Genomic DNA, 19,274 nt, shown 5'->3' with positions numbered 1-19,274 from the left:
TGAATTTAAAAAAGATATCTTAATCGGCACACTGTTTATCGCCGGTATTTGGAACTTTATTTCAGGCTTATTCGTAATCTCCACTGTATTGTTCGCTGCCGCGTCCATGTTTAGCAGCATGTCGACAAAAGCGCAGTTGAATAGCTGATCCAAGAATTTGTAACTACCTCCTGGTGTTGTAATAACGAGCGGAAACCTCCTTCTAAGCACTCCGCTGGTTTTTTTGCCTCCCTCTGCGCAAGCATTGGGAGGTTTTTTTTGCCTGTAGATTTTTTTTGGCTGTTTCGGCAACGTGCTATGATTTTGCGGTCATAAAACCACGTATATAATAATGAGCGACGTTTTACAGCAATTAGCCCAGGTTCTGGAGCAGCGTAAGCTGCAGACTGCTGATCAGTCCTATGTGGCCAGTTTGTATGCCAAAGGGCTGGATCATATTTTGAAAAAAATCGGCGAAGAGGCCACTGAAACGGTGATCGCCGCCAAAGACGGCGACAAGGATAAAATAGTTTACGAAACCGCCGACCTTTGGTTTCACTGCATGGTCATGTTGGCGCATCAGGAACTAGGCCCGGAACATGTGATCAATGAGTTGCAAAGGCGTTTCGGTTTGTCCGGTTTACAGGAAAAAGCGCAACGCGATGTGTCCTGATGGTTAAATTAAGGAGTAAACAATGGGTTTAAGTATTCCTCATCTATTGGTAGTGCTAGTTATCGTGGTGCTGGTGTTCGGCACCAAGCGCCTGAAAAATGTCGGTGCCGATCTCGGCGAAGCAATCAGGGGATTTCGTTCCGCGGTTAAGGAAGGCGGCGAAGACAAGTCTATCGCTCGCAAGGAAGAAGAGCCTTTGGAAGGTGAAGTCACCAGTAAAGAAAAAGATCAGGTTTAGTCAGCGATATGTTCGATGTAGGCTTTTCAGAATTGTTGATGGTTGGGTTAGTCGCGTTGTTGGTGCTGGGCCCGGAAAAATTGCCAAAGGCGGCGCGATTGGCTGGTTTATGGGTGGGAAAGGCCCGCACTGTATTAGCTACCGCAAAGGCCGAAATCAAGCAGGAGTTGCATGCGGAAGAAATGCGCCAGCTGATGCAGCAGCAAAGCATAGCCGGCGAATTGGAAAAAGTTGTGCAAGAGACCCAGTCGGCTCTCGATGATATTAACTTCAACGTAAAGGCTGCTGCCGAAATTAATCAGGACGATGACAAGCCAACAACCGCAGGATAACGAGCAGTCTTTTTTTAGCCATTTGGTCGAGCTGCGCGACCGCCTGTTAAAGGTGGCGTTATGTGTATTGCTGGTGTTTGTCGGTACTGCTAGTTACGCGAACGAGATCTACACCTACTTGGCGGAACCGTTGTTGCAGCACATGCCGAAAAACAGCACGATGATCGCCATTGATGTGGCGTCGCCGTTTTTCACGCCATTCAAATTGGCTTTTGTGGTGGCGGTGTTTATTTCCATACCGATCATCCTTTACCAGTTCTGGGGCTTCGTGGCGCCGGGCTTGTATCGACACGAAAAGCTGATGGTAGCGCCTTTGTTATTGGCTAGTACCTTGCTGTTTTACGGCGGCGCAGCCTTCGCCTATTTTCTGGTATTTCCGCTGGTATTCGGCTATCTCACTTCGGCAGCGCCGGCTGGCGTGGCGGTGATGACCGATATAGCCACTTATCTGGATTTTGTGTTGGCGATGTTTTTTGCCTTCGGCTTATCGTTTGAAATTCCGATTTTCACTATCGTACTGGTATGGACCGGCATTATTACTCCGGAATCTCTGTCTGAAAAAAGGCCCTATGTCATTGTCGGGGTGTTTGTGGTCGCGATGTTTTTGACGCCGCCCGACGCCTTGTCGCAAACCCTCTTGGCGGTGCCTATGTGGCTGTTGTTCGAATCCGGATTGTTGTTTTCGCGCTTATTCGTCAAAAAAGAGTCGGCGGCTGAGGGTCGTGAATAGTATCTCTCAGCGTTTTGCCAAGGTACGCAGGCAGCTCCGCCAGGCCGAAATAGATGCGCAACGTCCGCCGGGTAGCGTGCAACTGTTGGCCGTCAGCAAGACTAAGCCGGCGTCCGATATTGCCGCGGCCTATTGGATTGGGCAGCGCCATTTCGGCGAAAATTATTTGCAGGAAGCACTCAAAAAGCAGCAGGAATTGGCGGCGTTCAATATCAGCTGGCATTTCATCGGACCGATTCAATCCAACAAAACCAAACTTATTGCTCAGCAATTTGCCTGGGTACACAGCGTCGATCGCTTGAAAATAGCCGAACGTCTCAGTGAGCAGCGTCCGGACTATACGCCGCCTCTGAATATCTGTTTGCAGGTCAATATTAGCGACGAAGTCAGCAAGTCCGGTATCGAGTTGTCCGATTTGCCGGCACTGATCGCGCAAATTAGTACGTTGCCAAATTTGCGTTTGCGCGGGGTGATGGCGATTCCAGAGCCGCAGCAGGATTATCAGGCGCAATGTCTGCCGTATCGGCGGCTTTATCAAGCAGTGCGGCAGCTTGAGCGTGACGATCTCGATACCTTTTCGTTCGGGATGAGTGGCGATTTGCAGGCAGCGGTCGCTGAAGGCTCAACGCTGGTGCGGATAGGCACGGCGCTGTTCGGCGAGCGTCCTAGCCAATAATTTGTTTTTAATGGATAATGGCGGCTATTTTCCGATAAATCCCCATTCTTCAACGCGATGAAACAAAAGCTGGAATCCCTTTTACAACAAGCCGTTACAGCCCTTAAAACTCAAGGTATTCTCGAAAACGATTTTATTGCGCAAATCAATTTAGAACGTACGCGCGATGTTCAGCATGGTGATTTCGCCACCAATCTGGCAATGATGCTGGCCAAGCCGGCCAAACTTAATCCTAGACAGCTGGCCGAAAAAATCATCGCGGCGCTGCCCAGCGATGCACTTATTACCAAGGTTGACATTGCCGGCCCGGGATTTATCAATTTCTTCATCAATCCCGATAGCCAGTTCCAGATTGTCAAGCAGGTGCTAGATGCCGGCTCGGCGTTCGGTTTAAGCAAGATCGGCGCTGGCAAACGTGTCCAAGTCGAATTTGTTTCCGCTAATCCCACTGGGCCGTTGCATGTCGGCCATGGCCGTGGCGCCGCTTATGGTTCGGCAGTGGCGGATTTAATGGCGGCAGTCGGTTTTCAAGTCGAACGTGAATACTATGTGAACGACGCCGGCCGGCAGATGGATATTCTTGCCACCAGTGTCTGGTTGCGATATTTAGAAGCCTGCGACGAAGTAGTGCCTTTTCCGAGCAACGGCTATCGCGGCGAATATGTGCGGGAGATTTCCGCTAATTTGCACAAAAAAGCCGGCGACGCATACCGCCGAGCCGCAGCGCTAGTGTTGGCGGATTTACCCGCCGATGAGCCTCAAGGCGGCGATAAGGAAAAACACATCGATGCGTTGATTGACCGGGCCAAAACCTTGCTCGGAGAGGACTATCAAGAAGTATTTCAAGCCGGCCTGGATGAGATTCTGGACGACATTAAAGAGGATTTGGCCGAGTTCGGTGTCAGTTATCAACAGTGGTTTTCCGAGCGATCACTGATGGAAGATCATTCCGTTGAGCAAGCTTTACAGCGTCTGGATGCCGCGGGTTTTCTGTACAAAAAAGATGGCGCAACTTGGTTTGCCTCCAGCCGTCTGGGCGACGAAAAAGATAGAGTGGTAGTGCGGGACAACGGTCAAACCACCTATTTTGCTTCCGATATTGCCTACCACATGCACAAGTTGGATCGGGGCTTCGATCAGATCGTCAATATTTGGGGCGCCGACCACCATGGGTACATCCCGCGTGTGAAAGCCGCGATGCAAGCCCTGGGCGCCGACGAATCCAAACTGAAAGTATTGCTGGTGCAATTCGCGATCCTCTATCGTGGCGACGAAAAAGTACAGATGTCGACCCGCTCCGGCGAGTTCGTCACTTTAAGACAGCTGCGTAACGAAGTCGGCAGAGATGCTTGCCGCTTCTTTTACGTAATGCGCAAATCCGAGCAACATATGGATTTCGATTTGAAGCTGGCCACCTCCAGAAGTAACGAAAACCCTGTGTATTACGTGCAGTACGCGCACGCCAGAGTTTGTAGCGTATTACGCCAACTCGACGAAAAAGGCCGGCAACGCAATCCGCATTTGGGTATGGAACATCTGAATCTATTGACCGAAGAGCAGGAAACCGCGTTACTGACTACACTTTCGAAATACCCGGAAGCGTTGGAACGTGCAGCTGTGAATTTCGAACCTCATCAATTGATTCATTATCTGCGTGAACTGGCCAATCAGTTCCACAGTTATTACAACGCGCACCAGTTCCTGGTAGACGACGACAAACTTTGCAATGCCCGCATCAATTTGATTTGTGCGGTAAAGCAGGTATTGGTCAATGCCCTATCCCTATTGAAAATTAATACACCTGAAGCGATGTAATGGCCAGAGACTATAAGCACCGCGTTCAAAGTCCCAGTTACGCTAACAGTCGCAGAAAGCCGAAAAAGCCTGCGGTAGCGTTATGGCGTTGGTTGCTGGTCATCGCGCTGATTGTGGCTTTCGGGGTATTTTTGAACATGATCCGCAAGATGGTGCCGGAGCTGGTGGCCGGTAAACCGGAAGCGGAAGCACCGCAAGTAGTGGAAACGTTAAAACAGGAAGTGCCGACCAAGCCGCAAACCCAAACGGCTGCGGAACCGGAAAAGCCGGCAGAGCCGCCACAACCTGCGGAACCGGAAGAGCCTCGTTACGACTTTTATACCATACTGCCACAGGCGGAAGTGGTGGTGCCTGATTACGAAATCAAAACCCGTGTGCGCGAGCAGTTGGTCGGCAAAACCAAGGTGGCCAAATACATCATGCAAGCCGGTTCTTTCCGGGAAGCGCCGGAAGCCGAGCGCCACAAAGCTAAGCTGGCGTCGCTTGGCATAGAGTCCAGGGTCGAGAAGGCTAAAGTCGGCAATGTCATCTGGCACCGAGTTAAGGTCGGTCCTTACGATAATCCCGCCAGTGTTTCCACGATTAAGGAATTGCTGCAGAAAAACGGCATCGGTGTCATCGTTACCGAAAGTGGTCAATAAATGTTCAATAAGTCCAGGGTTTTGTCTGGCGTCGCTCAAGCAATTCTCCAGCGCAATGCTGTGTATACTGCGGTAGTAAATTAGATTGACTCGCTTGCTGTTTTAAGCTCTGATAACTTAAATAATTACGATAGGAGAGGCCTGATGGTTAACAAAAAGACGATGGTGCTAATGCTGTTGGCGCTGATCATGCTAAGTGGTTGCAGCCGGGGTTTTCGGGCTAGCGAAGTCAAAGATGACGATTTGGTTGAGGTAAGCTATGAGGCTGTCGATCAGCTCATTCTCGATTTACGCGAACCTTTGCCCAAAGGCAGTTTAGTGGTTATCAACTCGTTGGTTAATGTCGGCGAACTTGAGCAAACTCTGGCGTTTGGCCGAATTGTCTCGGATCAAATTTCCTCGGCCTTTCATCGGTCCGGTTACCGGGTGATGGGTATGGAATTGCCTACCGAAATTTTTGCTAAAAACGAAGCCGGCATCTTGCAGCTTCCTGATAAAACCAAGGAAGCGTTAAATAATGTTGGTGCCAAAGCTGTCATCGTCGGTTCGTTTGCGCCAGGCTACAACAAGGTTTACGTTTCGTTGCGGGTTGTCGATATTGCCAGCCAGAACGTAATTTCTTCCACCGACTATTCCGTGTCGATGGGTCCTGACGCCAAGGTTTTGGTTAAAAAGCCGCCAGCACCCGCGCCAGTTAAGCCATAGTATTCAACTATTAAGCGGATTGCCTCTTGGCAATCCGCTCCTCGCTACGCTCTAGCAGGCTGGTTCAGAATTATTGTTAGAATCGAACTTTAGTTACACTGCTCGTGAGCCAAATTATTCGCTAAATAGGCAGAAATTGCTGGCGCCGTGTCGAAATTGCCGTAAGCCAATAGTAATTTAGCGTAAGCCGCTTCCAGCGAAGTATTCCAGATCATTTCCGCCCCCACATCCAACAACTCGCGAGTTGAAGCGTATGCGCTTTCCGAATATAGCGCCGGCGCTAGATAAATTTTGATGCGGTTTGCCGCGCAGCGTTTGACGAACTCGACCAGACTGTATTGCTCGCCCATCACCGTCGAGGCGCAAGCCGCCCCGGAATGGTAAAGGTCGTGTAGTACTGCATCGACGCTGTTGAGATTGTAAGTCGAGTAATTCAGGCCGGGATAAGGCTTGATTAACAAAATTCGTTTGGAAAAATCGGCTTTAAGCGTCATTGGCGAGCGTGCGCTTAGCTCTAAATTTTGCAGGGATTGGAATCGTCCGTTCTCGAAGCGCATCCAGGCCTGCGACTGCACGCTGATAAAGTCGCTACTTAACGGCAAACAAGACGACAATCGGCTGCCAAGATGAATCAGCATTGCTTGCCCGGGATTTTGATAGGGCACGAACACGCCAGCCCGACCGAGTTGGCGGATAAACTCCACCGCACAGAGAAAATTCGCTACGCCGTTGGCTTGTGGATTGTCCAGCGGCAGATCGCTCGAAACCAACATTAGCGGAATCGTGAGACCATTGAAGTAAAGACTCAGTGCCGCAGCGCTAAAGGCCAAGCTATCAGTGCCATGCGTAATGATGATGCCGTCGAATTGGCTCAGATCTTCGGTTTCGATTGCAGCGATGATATGCGGCCAGTGGCTGGGATGCAGGTTTTCGCTGAGAATTTGCAATGGCTGCAAGGTTTTGAAACTTACCGAATCCGGCTTGGGGTCTTGTGCCGCAAAGCGCTGTAATAACTTATAACCGGCGCTGCCATGGGTATTGATGGTGTTGCCGCTAAGCTGTGAACCTATGGTGCCGCCGGTAAATACCAGCAGGATGTTTTTCTTCATAAATGATGGTTTCTAGTATGATGTTGCGCCTACAAGCCCCATCTTAAACACTCCGCATGAAAATATCACTGATCGTGGCATTGGCCAGCAATCGCGCGATTGGCCTGAACGGCCAAATGCCCTGGCATCTCTCGGCCGACTTGAAACGCTTCAAACAAATCACCATGGGCGCGCCGATATTGATGGGGCGTAAAACTTTCGAGGCCATCGGCCGGCCCTTGCCGGGACGGGAGAATATCATTATCAGCCGCGACCCAAGTTATCAACAGCCCGGTTGCCGGGTGTTTGGCGACATCGATAGTGTGTTGCAACGCTATGCCGATAGTCGGGAATTATTCGTGATTGGTGGCGCCACCTTGTATGAGGCAATGCTGCGCTACGCGGATTATTTGTATCTGACCGAGATTAATAAAAGTTTCGCAGGCGACACCTTCTTTCCGGAGATTGATCCCAGGCAATGGCGGGAAGTTAGCAGGGACGATGTCGAAAACGATCAAGCCGTTGATTTTACTTACAGCTTTTTAAAGCTGGAAAATGTCCACGCGGGCTCTAGTACGAGCTAGGTTTTGGCGAAACTCGCCTAGGGTAATTAAAATTGGGTGTGTTTGTCATAAAACTGTCATATTCGCTTCATACTATTGTCACGCTGGATTGGCAATATGAATCTTAAGTTTTAAACATTTCGAGAAAATATATGAAAAATACATTCAGGCTGAAATCGCTGGTATTAGGATTTGGTTTTGCATCGGCTGCTTGGGTCGGCGGTGAAGCAGTTGCGGCTCCCGCGACATTGGATCCGGCTTTGCCCGAATATGCAGCAGCCAGCGGCGTGTCCGGCAACATCTCCAGCGTTGGCTCGGATACTTTAGCGAACTTGATGACCTTGTGGGCCGAAGAATTCGGCAAGATTTATCCCAACGTCAACATCCAGATTCAAGCAGCCGGCTCTTCGACCGCGCCGCCGGCTCTGACCGAAGGCACCGCTAACCTAGGCCCGATGAGCCGGAAGATGAAAGACAATGAAATCGACGATTTCGAAAGCAAATACGGTTATAAACCTACTGCGGTCCCGGTTGCGATTGATGCGCTGGCGGTTTTCGTCAACAAGGACAACCCGGTTAAAGGCTTAAGTCTTCCGCAAGTCGATGCGATTTTATCGTCAACCCGTAAATGCGGTTTTGCCAACGATGTCACCAATTGGGGGCAAGTAGGCCTAACCGGCGCGTGGGCTAGCAGACCGATTCAAATGTACGGCCGTAACTCGGTTTCCGGCACTTACGGTTTCTTCAAAGACGAAGCATTGTGCAAAGGCGATTTCAAAAGCAACGTAAATGAGCAACCAGGTTCTGCTTCGGTCGTACAATCGGTTACTACTTCCGCAAATGGCATCGGTTATTCCGGTATCGGTTATTCCACCTCGGGTGTAAAAGCCGTACCTTTGGCGCATAAAGACGGTCAACCGTTTGTTGAGCCTACGCCGGAGAATGCAACCTCGGGCGCTTACCCGTTATCACGTTTCTTGTACGTTTACGTCAACAAAAAACCTAACGAGCCTCTGGCCCCCATGGAAAAAGAGTTCATCAAAATGGTGTTGTCTAAAACCGGCCAGCAAGTTGTGATCAAAGACGGTTATATTCCACTGCCAGCCAAGGCCGTTGAAAAAGCCTTGACGCTGGTTCAGTAATTACATCAGCCAAGGATGTCTGATAAAGGGACAATTCTGCATGGACGCAACAAGGGATTGGCTAATAGAAACAATGTCATTACCCCTCTCGCCAAGTAATGGCGGATGATCTTGTATAATATCAAGCCGATAATTCCAAGTTTTATCGGCTTTTTTGTCTCTGAATGCGTTGAGATTGTTCGGCGCAGCTTTTTGTTAACCAACGATACCTTGTTATGACCGAAGCCCGTCCCATTCCAAAAGCCACGCTGTTGCAAACAGCGACTAGCGATCGTTACCAGCGTTGGCGTCTGGTAAAAGACAAGATGGTGGAGCGCGGCGTGGTAGCCGGTGGTTTGGGCATTATTCTCGCCGTGGTGTTGATCTTTTTTTACCTATTGTATGTGGTTTTTCCGATACTGTTGCCCTCCCACGCGGAAGCAGTCGGTCGTTACGACGTGCCTGAGCAGGCGCTGGGCAATACGGTCTTCCTGTCGATGGAAGAACAGAACGAAGTGGCGGTGCGGTTTACCGACACCGGCAAAGCAATATTTTTTAGCGTTGCCACTGGTCAGCTTATTCGCGTGGACGCTTTGCCTATCCCCAATAACGTGCAAATCACCAGTTACGCCCACGGCGGCGTCGATAAAGGTGTTATCGCCTTTGGTCTATCGGATGGCCGCGCCGTGGTGGTTAAACACGATTACAAATTGAGTTATCCCGACGGCAAGCGGGTCATTACGCCGGCCATTCAGTATCCCTTGGGTGCCGAGCCATTGGTGGTAGATAAACAGGGCCAGGCGCTAACCAAACTGGCGCTTAAGTTGGGCGATAAAAACAGCACGCTGCTGGCAAAAACCGCCGATAACCGCCTGGTGTTGAGCAGCCTCAGCAAAAAAGAATCCTTGTTCGACGACGAAGGGACTTGGGAAGCCACCGATTCGGTGGTCGAGATGGCTGCGGATGGCGTCGATTTCATCCTGCTGGATAAAGAGCTGCGCAATCTGTATTTGGGCAGTCGTTCCGGGGATTTGACCGTGGTGGATATTCTCGATAAGAGTAAGCCCGAGATCAAACATAAGCTGAATGTGCTGAACCAAGGTGTGCAAATCAGCAGCATGGAGTTTTTGAACGGCGATATTTCCCTGTTGATAGGCGATACCAGCGGCGTGATGGCGCAATGGTCCATGGTCCGCGATCAGCAAAACCATTTCAGCATCGAAAAACTGCGCTCGTTTAAGGTATCCGACGCACCGATTATTACCATCAATCCGGAACAGCGCCGCAAAGGCATGCTGGCGGCCGACGCCAACGGCGAGATCGGTATTTATAGTTCCACTGCCGAGCGGGAATTAATCAAAGAAAAAATCGCCGGCGGAAAACCTGTTTCTGTCACCTTATCGCCGCGCGCCAATGCCATGTTGTTGCAGTCTGAAGACGGCAAAATCAATCATTGGACTATTGAAAACGAACACCCGGAAGTATCGTGGAGTTCGTTATGGAACAAGGTTTGGTACGAAAGTTATCCCAAACCCGATTACATCTGGCAATCATCCGCGGCCAGCAACGATTTCGAACCGAAAATGAGTCTGACGCCGCTGGTGTTCGGTACCTTAAAAGCCTCGTTTTATGCGATGTTGATGGGGGTGCCGCTGGCTTTGTTTGGCGCTATTTATACCGGTTACTTCATGGCGCCGAGCGTGCGCCAATATGTGAAGCCGGGCGTGGAAATCATGGGCGCATTACCAACCGTGATTTTGGGCTTTTTGGCCGGTTTGTGGCTGGCACCTTTTGTGGAAGCCAATCTCACCGGGATTTTTTCGCTGCTGATGATGGTGCCGCTGTCGGTGATGATTTTTGCCTATTTCTGGCAATACTTACCGGAAAAAACCCGTCACAAAATCCCTGACGGCTGGGATGCGGTTGTGCTGATCCCGGTGGTGATATTCGGTGCCTGGCTGTCTTTTCAGTTAAGTCCGTCCATAGAAGCCTTGTGTTTTAACGGCGATTTGCGGACCTGGATGCGCGAGGAATTTGGTATAGGTTACGATCAGCGCAACACCTTGGTGGTCGGTTTGGCGATGGGGTTTGCGGTCATTCCGATGATTTTCTCCATCGCCGAAGACGCGATTTTCAGCGTACCCAAGCATTTGACTACCGGCTCGCTGGCTTTGGGAGCTACGCCCTGGCAAACCATGACCAAGGTGGTCTTGCTGACTGCCAGCCCCGGTATTTTCTCGGCGATCATGATTGGTTTCGGTCGCGCGGTCGGCGAGACCATGATCGTGCTGATGGCCACCGGCAATACTGCGGTGATGGATTTGAGTATTTTCCAGGGTTTGCGCACACTGTCCGCCAATATCGCGGTGGAAATGCCGGAATCGGAAGTCAACAGCACTCACTATCGCGTGTTATTCCTGGCGGCCCTGGTGTTGTTCATGTTCACTTTTGTGGTCAACACGCTGGCTGAAGTCATTCGGCAGAATCTAAGACAAAAATACAGCTCATTATGATGAAAGCATGGTTTAAGAGCGGATCTCCCTGGATATGGATGACCGCCGGCGCGGTCAGTTTGAATCTGATATTGGTGGTGGGCTTGCTGCTGCTGATTGCGGTGAGGGGCTTGGGGCATTTTTGGCCGGCCGATATTATCGAATATCGTTATCAAGATCGCGATGGCCCGGAGAGTTCTATTGTCGGGGAAGCGGTGGCCACGTCACTATTGCCCGCCGCGCAAGCCAGGGCTGCCGGGCATGAGTTGCTGGATAATGGCGAATACTTGGTGCAGCATCTGGTAAAAACCGGTAACCGCGATATTCTCGGTAGCGATTTTCGCTGGATACAGCAGCAATATATCCACGGCCAATCTACTCCGGACGATTTGATGATGATCGAGCGCCGCGAGTGGGGTAATTTCTATGGGCGTTTACTGGCAGTTAAGGAAGATGGGCAAGTAATCGCTCAGGGCGAACAAGCCTGGCTAGCCGCGCAAGAAAAACTGGCGACCGTGTTGGATCAGCACGACGAAATCGACAGTTTGCAGGATCACGAAGTCGGTGCGATCAACTATGAATTGGAGCGCTTGCGTTTAAAGCAACGCGCGCTGGAACTGAAAAATGCCTGGAACGATGCGGCTAAGCAGGAATTTGCCGCGCAAAAACAGGCTTACGAGAAGCAATATCAAGTCATCCAGCAACAAATCGGCAAGCTAAGTAAAGAAAGCAAACGCTACAGCCTGGTGGTTGCGGAAGCCGGGCAAAAGGAAATTAGCCTGCCCTTGCATCGGGTTGTAAAAATGACTCGCCCTAACACCATGAGTGTGTTGGACAAATGTATCGAATATATTGAAAATTTCGCGACTTTTGTTAGTGAAGAACCGCGTGAAGCCAATACCGAAGGGGGTATTTTTCCGGCCATTTTCGGTACGGTGTTGATGGTGATGCTGATGGCGGTTGTGGTCACGCCGTTCGGAGTAATCGCTGCGGTTTATCTACGTGAATACGCCAAGCAAGGTTTTATTACCCGCGTGATCCGGATTGCCGTTAATAATTTGGCCGGCGTACCGTCCATCGTTTACGGCGTGTTTGGCTTGGGTTTTTTCGTGTATATCATCGGCGGTAACATCGACCGCCTGTTTTTCCCGGAAGCCGCGCCGGCACCGGTGTTCGGCACCCCTGGTTTGCTATGGGCCTCGTTGACATTGGCCTTGATGACCTTGCCGGTGGTGATCGTCGCCACCGAAGAAGGCTTGTCGCGGATTCCAAAATCAATCCGGGAAGGCAGCTTGGCGCTGGGTGCAACCAAAGCCGAAACCCTGTGGCGCACGGTATTGCCGATGGCTAGCCCGGCGATCATGACCGGCTTGATTCTGGCCGTGGCGCGCGCTGCCGGCGAAGTCGCGCCCTTGATGCTGGTTGGTGTGGTGAAACTGGCGCCAACCTTGCCTTTGGACGGCAATTTCCCTTATTTGCATTTGGATAGAAAGTTTATGCATTTGGGATTTCATATTTACGATGTCGGCTTCCAGAGCCCTAATGTCGAAGCGGCCAGGCCTTTGGTTTACGCGACGTCCCTGCTACTGGTGATGGTGATTATCGGCTTGAACATGTTCGCTATCTCCATACGTAACAATTTGCGGGAAAAATACCGCGCCCTGGAAAATTAAATTCGCATATCCATCCGGAAGACTGGACCCTATATCATGACAACAGCCCAAAAGAATACTCACGCCATTGACATTAGCGCGTTGAAAAGGGAAGACAGAAAAAGCGCCGAGCAGCTGCAAACCTGCATCAAAGTCGAAAATCTGGATTTGTTCTACGGACAGAAGCAGGCTTTACATAGCGTGAATATGGAAATGCCGAACAAGAAAGTGACTGCCTATATCGGTCCCAGCGGTTGCGGCAAATCGACGCTATTGCGCTGTATCAACCGGATGAATGATCTGGTCGACGGCGTGACTATCAAAGGCAAGATTCTCCTGGATGGCGAGGACATTTACGATAAATCGGTGAATGTCGCGGCTCTGCGCCGGCGAGTGGGTATGGTGTTTCAAAAGCCCAATCCGTTCCCGAAAACCATTTATGAAAACGTAGCCTATGGCCTAAGGATTCAAGGCATCAACGACCGGCGCATACTCGACGAAGTGGTCGAAAAATCCCTGCGCGGCGCGGCTTTATGGGATGAGATGAAAGACCGTTTGAACGACAATGCGCTAGGAATGTCCGGCGGTCAGCAGCAAAGGCTGGTAATTGCCCGGGCGATTGCGATTGAGCCGGAAGTAATCCTGTTGGATGAGCCGGCCTCGGCGCTGGACCCGATTTCCACGTTGAAAATCGAAGAGCTCATCAACGAACTAAAAGAAAAATATACGATCGTGATCGTTACCCACAACATGCAACAGGCGGCACGGGTATCCGATTTCACCGCTTTCATGTACATGGGCGAATTAATCGAATTTGGTGAAACCAGCGAGTTGTTTACCAATCCAGCAAAAAAACAAACAGAAGATTACATTACCGGTAGGTACGGCTAGGAGGTAGGCAATGGATAACAGCAAAATAAAACAGCACATTTCCCGTCAATTCAATGAGGAGATGGAAGATATTCGCAACAAGGTACTGACCATGGGCGGATTGGTTGAACAGCAAGTCGATTTGGCGACCAAGGCTTTCATGGGCAACGACATGGAAAATGCCGAAAAGGTCGTACAACAGGATCGGTATGTCAACGAAATGGAAAAAGACATTGATCATGAGTGCACCGAAATCATGGCCAAACGCCAGCCGGCGGCTTTTGATTTACGTATGCTGATTGCTACCATCAAAATCATCACCGACCTGGAGCGAATCGGCGACGAAGCAGCGCGCATTGCCAAAATGACCATGCGTTTGGAAGGCGCCGATTATTATCAAGACAAGTATTACGAAATCGAGCATCTGTTGAACTTGGTCAAGGACATGCTGAACGGTGCGTTGGATGCGTATGCCAGAAATGACGTCGAAGAAGTAATTGCGATTACCGAACAGGACGCCAAGGTAGACCGAGAATACACCAGCATCACCCGGCAGTTGATCACGCAGATGATGGAAAATCCGCGCAACATCACCAGAGCTCTGGATATGTTGTGGGCCGCGCGCGCGCTGGAACGGATAGGCGATCACTCCTGCAATGTCTGCGAGCAGGTGATATACATGGTAAAAGGCAAGGATGTGCGCCATCTCAGTCGCGAAGAACTGGAACGCACTGTCAACTCGGTTCGTTAGTTGAATGCATCGGTTTGAGTCTGGGCTGTGGTGATTTCGCTGGCCTGATCATGTCCGTACTGTAGCAGTGATTAACGTCATGCTTACTCGAGTATCCGCGAACTGCGCAGCAGTTTGGAGCTAACTGCCAGTCCGGTTCGTGTCACGTTTTTTAGCTGAATAACCGGTTGAATACGCGGGCCATCGTTAGCCAGACGGATCATGCCGCCGCGGTGTTCAAAATCGGCAATATCGCTGACGGTTAGCACCGGGAATGGCCTAACGAACTCCAGCGTCGCAGCGAGAATTCTTTCCTGTTGCGCCGGAATATAAATCACCTGGCACTCGTGCAATTGAGCGGGAACGGGATCGATAATGAGTTGAATCGGCTGTTCGTTTACCTGTTCGCCTTCGATCAGTTGCGCGAGGGTGCCGGTAACTGGCGAGTTGGCGTAACTGCAAAACAGAAACTCTTTGTTGGTCGCCGGCCAAGTGACAAAGTAGGCAAAGTTATATAGATAGGCTGCTTTAAGTTCTGTTTCGTTATATCGCAGTTCGTCTGCTATGCCTGCTTGTGTCGGTAGTATAAAGCCCAGTAGCAGCACTAACAGGCTCCGCCGCACAGCCGCGCCGGTGTTCGCCAAGACCGCAGACAAGCTTGGATGCAGCATTTAGTAGCGCACCGAGGCTTTAATATAATAATTTCGTTCGAATTCGCTACTGATCACCGCGTTGTCAAAGCTTGGATTGAATTCCAGGTGCCGGTTGTCCAGCAAATTCTGCGCGCCGACAGCAAGTTCGAAATGCAGATTCGGCTGCCAGCCCAGGCGCAGGTCCAGCCGATGATAGGCCGGCACCTGATTGATCAGGTGGTCGGTGTAATACCAATGCGCATCGAATTCTAATTGATACGGCAGATTGAAGTAGGAACTGAGGTTGAAACGGTTGCGGGCACTATTACCTTCAGCCACTGCTGCGGCGCTATCCAAACTTCCATCGCGCTGATGTACGGCAATCGCAAACAGGCTGTAGCTACCTTGCACACGCCATCGTTCGGATACCCGCCAATTCAGTGCAGTTTCCCAGCCGTAAGCTTCGCCTTTAGCCTTGTTGGCAATCAGAAACGGGATAGTCGTAGTGTCGCCGTTTACAATCGGCGTTTGCGGTTCGGTGGTACTGAGCCGGCCGTAATCGCTATAAAATAGCGTGGTATCCAGATTAAAAATGTCGCTGGGGAAAAATCGGTAGCCCAGTTCATAAGTCAGAGCGCTTTCCGAGTCGAAATTGCTGTCTCCCAATATATTGGCAGTGGTTCCAGGCCCCACGTTGAATAATACATTCACGTCGTGATCGACCCGCGCCGGCACTCTTACCGCTCTGGATACGGCACCCCAGAAGCTGTGATGTTGATTGGGTATCCACAATAGTCGGGCGGAAGGCTGGATTTCGAAGCCGGTAAAATCGTTGTGTTCGACTTTGCTGCCGTATATCAAGCGCAGTTCGTCGTCGAGAAATCGCCATTCGTCCTGAGCGAAGACATTAAACAAATGTACGTTGCGTTGGGGTGGATCGAAATGCAACAAGACCTGTTTTTGCTCAAGTTGATCGCTATTGAACCGATAGCCGGCGCCCCAAGTCACCTTATGTGCTTGCCAATTGAAATCATGCTGTAGATCCAGGTCGAAAGTGCTGCGCCGATAGTTCAGCCTGCTTTGGTCGCGGACGGCATGATCGAAATAGCTACGGATCTGGAGGCGGCTATCGTTATGCAAGGTCTGCTGCCAGCGCAATAACAGGTTGCCGCCATATTTTTTGGTATTGTCCGCGCTAATTGGCGATACCGGGTCGAGACTATTTAGCGATTGCTGCATGTCGCCATTGAAATAGTCGCCCTGTACGTTCAGATTTTCGCGGGCATCCGGCGTCCAGTCGCTGCGAAAACCGGCGCGGCCCATGTCGAGGCTGTCGTTGGCTTTGTCGCCGTTGCCGAAATGAAAATCCTCGCGATGGTTGTATTTTCCGTAGACTCGATAGCTAAAATCCGGATGGAGTTGGCCGCCGTAACGGAAGGTGCCGAATCCGGGTTCTTCCTTGCTGGTGCCGCCTGACAGCAACACGCCTTGCGACTCCTGAGCCGATCGGGTAACGATATTGATGACACCATTGACTGCGTTGGAGCCCCACAGCGTTGCCCCAGGACCGCGAATCACCTCAATACGGTCTATGTCTTCCAGCGGGTAGTCCTGCTCGTTCCAGTAAACGCCGGAGTTCAGCGGATCGTAAACGGTACGCCCATCCATCATCACCAACAGCTTGTTGGCATTTATCCCGTTAAAGCCGCGACTACTGATAGCCCATTGACTGGCATCCACGCGCGCGACTTCTAGGCCGGGCACCTTACGCAGCAGTTCCGGAATCGACTGCATCCCGGAGCGTCTGATTTCTTCATGGCTGATGACAAATACCGCCGACGGGGTTTCGCTGATAGGCTGCTGATTTTTCGAGGCGATGGAAACCGTGGTCGCATTCAGCTCTTGCAGAGATAAGGCTTTTAGGTGGGAAAGCGTATCGTCCGCAGCAACCGGCTTGACGGTGCATAAGACAGTGCAGAAAAACACTATGCGCTGACGTCTGCTCGCCGATTTAAATTTATTTGCCATAACTTCCGTCATTTACGCACGATTAAGCACGCATTCATTGTAGACGGCGGCGGCTAAATAGTAAAAACCGCCTTATTCAGCGGGTTTGTGACGAGGATTTACTTAATGGCGCGGATCAGTTTGATCATGTCGCCGCTGGTGGAATCGACAAGAATTTTTTGGAATGGGCAGGCTTGAACGCTCTTTAACGTTTGCCGATTGATATTGGCGCCTAAGGTATTCACAACTAGCGGGTTGAACAAATTCATCAGGGTGGCTATGGCTTTGTTGGAGCTTAACACATGTTCCAACAACAGCACTTGACCGCCGGGTTTGCAAACGCGATAGAGTTCCTTCAGGCCTTTTCTGGGTTTCGGCACCGAGCAGAACACAAAACTGGCGATGACCGTGTCGAAACTGTTATCGGCGTATTCCAGGAACTGTACATCCATCAGCGCCAGATCGACGGCAATCTGTTTGCGCTGTTGTTTGCGGCGGGCCATTTCCAGCATTTTCGGGCTGAAATCAATGCCGGTGATCCGGCCATCATCAGGGTAGAACTGGAAATTTTTCCCCGTTCCTACCCCGACTTCCAATATGTGGGCGCCGCTAACCTGCGACCAGAGCTTTTTACGTAAACGGCGGAACAGCAAGCCTTCCAGAAAGCCTTCCAGGCCATCGAAATAGGGCGCCAGCCTATCGTAGCGCTGTCTGATTTTATTACTTTCCGCCGTCATGCCGGATTATTCTGTAAATTGCTGAATGCCGTCCAGGAACCAGCGGGTTTGATTGCTGTTTATGGGTTTGACGAAATGCCATACTTCCTTGATGGCTTCAGCTTTACCGCCGTCTTCACTGATCAGCGCGTCGAACAAGACCACCGCTGCCAATTCCGAGCCGGCTTCGCGGACATCAATTAATTCGGCGCTCAGTTTCAGTACGTCAGTTTTGTTGCTGGCGCTGGATGCTTGCAATTGCTCTTGAATTTCCACAAACACCTTGTCGGTAGTTAAGCCGCGGATTTCCGCCAAGTCGCGACTATCCCATGCGGCTTGCAGGTAGCGATAGGCACTTTCTGCGCCGCTTAAAAAGGCACGCTGATCGAATCCGGCCGGCAGCTTGTTTGCATCGAAACTAGCGGCTTGTTGATAGTCATTGTTGCTTGATCCTGCTGTTCTGCCTTTTTTGAACAGCACATCGGTATCGAAACCAGAGGCACTGGCTGCCGGTTGCTGGTTCTCGCGATAATAATTTTGCGATTCCGCCGGTTGCGAGTGAGCGGGTCCGTAACCGGCCGGCGCGGCGGGTTGCTGGCGTGATCTGGCCGCAAACAAGCGATACAGCAGATAAGCGACGCCAGCGAATAGCAGCATGTCCATCATATTAATGTTTTCGAAAGCACCGCCGAAGAACAAAGAGCCTAATAGTCCGCCCAGGGCCAAGCCACCCAGCATACCCATCAGGCCGCCGCGACCAGCCCAGTTTTGTCTGGCTGTTTGATTCTGCGCAGCAGCTTGCTGTTGGCTAGCCGAACGGGTCGGCTGGCTGCTGGCGCCGCTAGGTGAGGTAGAGCGTTGAAAAGGCGTACTATAGCTTGGTTTACTGCCGAAGGATTTGCCGCCGCCCATACGTTTGGCCTGCGCTTCCTGGACACTGCCTAGCAGTAAGGCCAGCGCAATGAATAATGTTGCCAAGGTACCGATCTTTCTGTTCATAGGAATGTTTGCCTAATGTGGATAAGTGTATGCCGATATTCGGGGTAAAATCGCGTAATTCAAGTAGAATAGCCTTTCGTACTGCCCTACACAACCACCGTCTACTGATTAACGACAGCTCACAGACATCCTGAAAACATAAATGGTTGCATATTCGCGTCAATTTCTGGTTATGTTTTTGCTGCTCTTGCAGATTGCGGCGCCGTTAGTGCACGCCCATGTCGGCAAAGATGTCGCGTCGGGTGGTTTGCATCTACACGAATTCGAAGTCTTGCATATTGATCATGATGGCCCCGGTTTTACGGCTGTCGAGCATGATCTGCAAATTCAAAACAGTATTGTCAATCTTGGTTCGGTGATTAAGCAGCAGCAATTGCTGGACAGGCTTATGCCGGCCTTTTATCTGATTGTTAGCTCCGCTCCCGATTTTGCGGTTATGCGCCAAATCGATGCAGTTAATTACTCCCCGCATATTTCCCTACTTGCGCCGGACCCCTTACTCAGTCACAACCCTTCCCGCGCGCCGCCGCGCTGAAAGGGGCATGCTCCGCCATCGCGGCGGGGTTCGCTACACCTAATCGCCCCCTCTCGTCCCATAAAATGGCTGAAGCCTTC

At 50.9% G+C, this 19,274-nt stretch carries 20 protein-coding genes; 15 read left to right on the top strand and 5 right to left on the bottom strand.

Annotation, left to right across the window (positions count from 1 at the left end; translation table 11 throughout):
- Positions 1–331: 331 nt before the first annotated feature.
- The 8 genes from EBA_RS22530 to EBA_RS22495 all read left to right on the top strand — a co-directional run bounded on the left by EBA_RS22530 (position 332) and on the right by EBA_RS22495 (position 5,789).
- The gene (locus EBA_RS22530) at positions 332–652 is read left to right on the top strand and encodes a phosphoribosyl-ATP diphosphatase (RefSeq protein WP_192376827.1); all 321 of its coding nucleotides are present in this window, start codon (positions 332–334) and stop codon (positions 650–652) included.
- A 22-nt stretch (positions 653–674) separates the two neighbouring features.
- Positions 675–890 carry a twin-arginine translocase TatA/TatE family subunit gene (gene tatA, locus EBA_RS22525; RefSeq protein ID WP_192376826.1) on the top strand — a complete coding sequence of 72 codons (216 nt, stop codon included), beginning with the start codon at positions 675–677 and terminating at the stop codon, positions 888–890.
- Between the two features lie 8 nt (positions 891–898).
- On the top strand, positions 899–1,222 hold the full coding sequence (gene tatB / locus EBA_RS22520) for a Sec-independent protein translocase protein TatB (RefSeq protein ID WP_192376825.1): 324 nt from the start codon (positions 899–901) through the stop codon (positions 1,220–1,222).
- Positions 1,197–1,952, top strand: a complete 756-nt coding sequence (gene tatC, locus EBA_RS22515) for a twin-arginine translocase subunit TatC (protein WP_192376824.1) — start codon at positions 1,197–1,199, stop codon at positions 1,950–1,952. The genes tatB and tatC overlap by 26 nt, the downstream gene beginning before the upstream one ends.
- On the top strand, positions 1,945–2,628 hold the full coding sequence (locus EBA_RS22510) for a YggS family pyridoxal phosphate-dependent enzyme (RefSeq protein ID WP_192376823.1): 684 nt from the start codon (positions 1,945–1,947) through the stop codon (positions 2,626–2,628). The genes tatC and EBA_RS22510 overlap by 8 nt, the downstream gene beginning before the upstream one ends.
- A gap of 57 nt (positions 2,629–2,685) precedes the next feature.
- Positions 2,686–4,443 (top strand): arginine--tRNA ligase, encoded by a 1,758-nt coding sequence (gene argS, locus EBA_RS22505; RefSeq protein WP_192376822.1) that lies wholly within the window; start codon positions 2,686–2,688, stop codon positions 4,441–4,443.
- Positions 4,443–5,084: an SPOR domain-containing protein gene (locus EBA_RS22500; RefSeq protein ID WP_192376821.1), complete on the top strand. Its 642-nt coding sequence runs from the start codon at positions 4,443–4,445 to the stop codon at positions 5,082–5,084. Before argS ends, EBA_RS22500 begins: the two co-directional genes overlap by 1 nt.
- 144 nt (positions 5,085–5,228) lie before the next feature.
- On the top strand, positions 5,229–5,789 hold the full coding sequence (locus EBA_RS22495) for a FlgO family outer membrane protein (RefSeq protein WP_192376820.1): 561 nt from the start codon (positions 5,229–5,231) through the stop codon (positions 5,787–5,789).
- An 89-nt stretch (positions 5,790–5,878) separates the two neighbouring features.
- Here EBA_RS22495 and EBA_RS22490 read toward each other — a convergent pair whose 3' ends face one another.
- Entirely contained in the window at positions 5,879–6,898 is a 1,020-nt protein-coding gene (locus tag EBA_RS22490) for an asparaginase (RefSeq protein ID WP_192376819.1), read from the bottom strand.
- A 56-nt stretch (positions 6,899–6,954) separates the two neighbouring features.
- On the opposite strand from EBA_RS22490, the gene EBA_RS22485 reads away from it, so the two are divergent.
- The 6 genes from EBA_RS22485 to phoU all read left to right on the top strand — a co-directional run bounded on the left by EBA_RS22485 (position 6,955) and on the right by phoU (position 14,326).
- Positions 6,955–7,461 carry a dihydrofolate reductase gene (locus tag EBA_RS22485; protein WP_192376818.1) on the top strand — a complete coding sequence of 169 codons (507 nt, stop codon included), beginning with the start codon at positions 6,955–6,957 and terminating at the stop codon, positions 7,459–7,461.
- Between the two features lie 131 nt (positions 7,462–7,592).
- Entirely contained in the window at positions 7,593–8,582 is a 990-nt protein-coding gene (locus tag EBA_RS22480; RefSeq protein ID WP_192376817.1) for a PstS family phosphate ABC transporter substrate-binding protein, read from the top strand.
- Positions 8,583–8,797: 215 nt separating this feature from the next.
- Positions 8,798–11,074, top strand: a complete 2,277-nt coding sequence (locus tag EBA_RS22475; RefSeq protein ID WP_192376816.1) for an ABC transporter permease subunit — start codon at positions 8,798–8,800, stop codon at positions 11,072–11,074.
- Entirely contained in the window at positions 11,071–12,726 is a 1,656-nt protein-coding gene (pstA, locus tag EBA_RS22470; protein WP_192376815.1) for a phosphate ABC transporter permease PstA, read from the top strand. Before EBA_RS22475 ends, pstA begins: the two co-directional genes overlap by 4 nt.
- A 36-nt stretch (positions 12,727–12,762) precedes the next feature.
- A complete protein-coding gene (gene pstB, locus EBA_RS22465; protein ID WP_192376814.1) occupies positions 12,763–13,596 on the top strand; it encodes a phosphate ABC transporter ATP-binding protein PstB in 834 nt (277 codons plus the stop codon).
- Between the two features lie 10 nt (positions 13,597–13,606).
- Positions 13,607–14,326 carry a phosphate signaling complex protein PhoU gene (phoU, locus tag EBA_RS22460; protein WP_192376813.1) on the top strand — a complete coding sequence of 240 codons (720 nt, stop codon included), beginning with the start codon at positions 13,607–13,609 and terminating at the stop codon, positions 14,324–14,326.
- Positions 14,327–14,409: 83 nt separating this feature from the next.
- Here the strand turns inward: phoU and EBA_RS22455 are convergent, their stop codons facing one another.
- From EBA_RS22455 to EBA_RS22440, 4 genes are all read right to left on the bottom strand, one after another.
- On the bottom strand, positions 14,410–14,976 hold the full coding sequence (locus EBA_RS22455) for a YfiR family protein (protein ID WP_192376812.1): 567 nt from the start codon (positions 14,974–14,976) through the stop codon (positions 14,410–14,412).
- Positions 14,977–16,965 (bottom strand): TonB-dependent receptor plug domain-containing protein, encoded by a 1,989-nt coding sequence (locus EBA_RS22450; protein WP_192376811.1) that lies wholly within the window; start codon positions 16,963–16,965, stop codon positions 14,977–14,979.
- Between the two features lie 98 nt (positions 16,966–17,063).
- Entirely contained in the window at positions 17,064–17,681 is a 618-nt protein-coding gene (locus EBA_RS22445) for a class I SAM-dependent methyltransferase (RefSeq protein WP_192376810.1), read from the bottom strand.
- 6 nt (positions 17,682–17,687) lie between these two features.
- Positions 17,688–18,659, bottom strand: a complete 972-nt coding sequence (locus EBA_RS22440) for a Tim44 domain-containing protein (protein WP_192376809.1) — start codon at positions 18,657–18,659, stop codon at positions 17,688–17,690.
- A gap of 142 nt (positions 18,660–18,801) precedes the next feature.
- On the opposite strand from EBA_RS22440, the gene EBA_RS22435 reads away from it, so the two are divergent.
- On the top strand, positions 18,802–19,194 hold the full coding sequence (locus EBA_RS22435; RefSeq protein ID WP_192376808.1) for a hypothetical protein: 393 nt from the start codon (positions 18,802–18,804) through the stop codon (positions 19,192–19,194).
- Positions 19,195–19,274: the final 80 nt, after the last annotated feature.

This window comes from Methylomonas albis (assembly GCF_014850955.1).
GTDB classification, from domain to species: domain Bacteria; phylum Pseudomonadota; class Gammaproteobacteria; order Methylococcales; family Methylomonadaceae; genus Methylomonas; species Methylomonas albis.
This window is presented reverse-complemented; position numbering and strand designations above follow the sequence as displayed.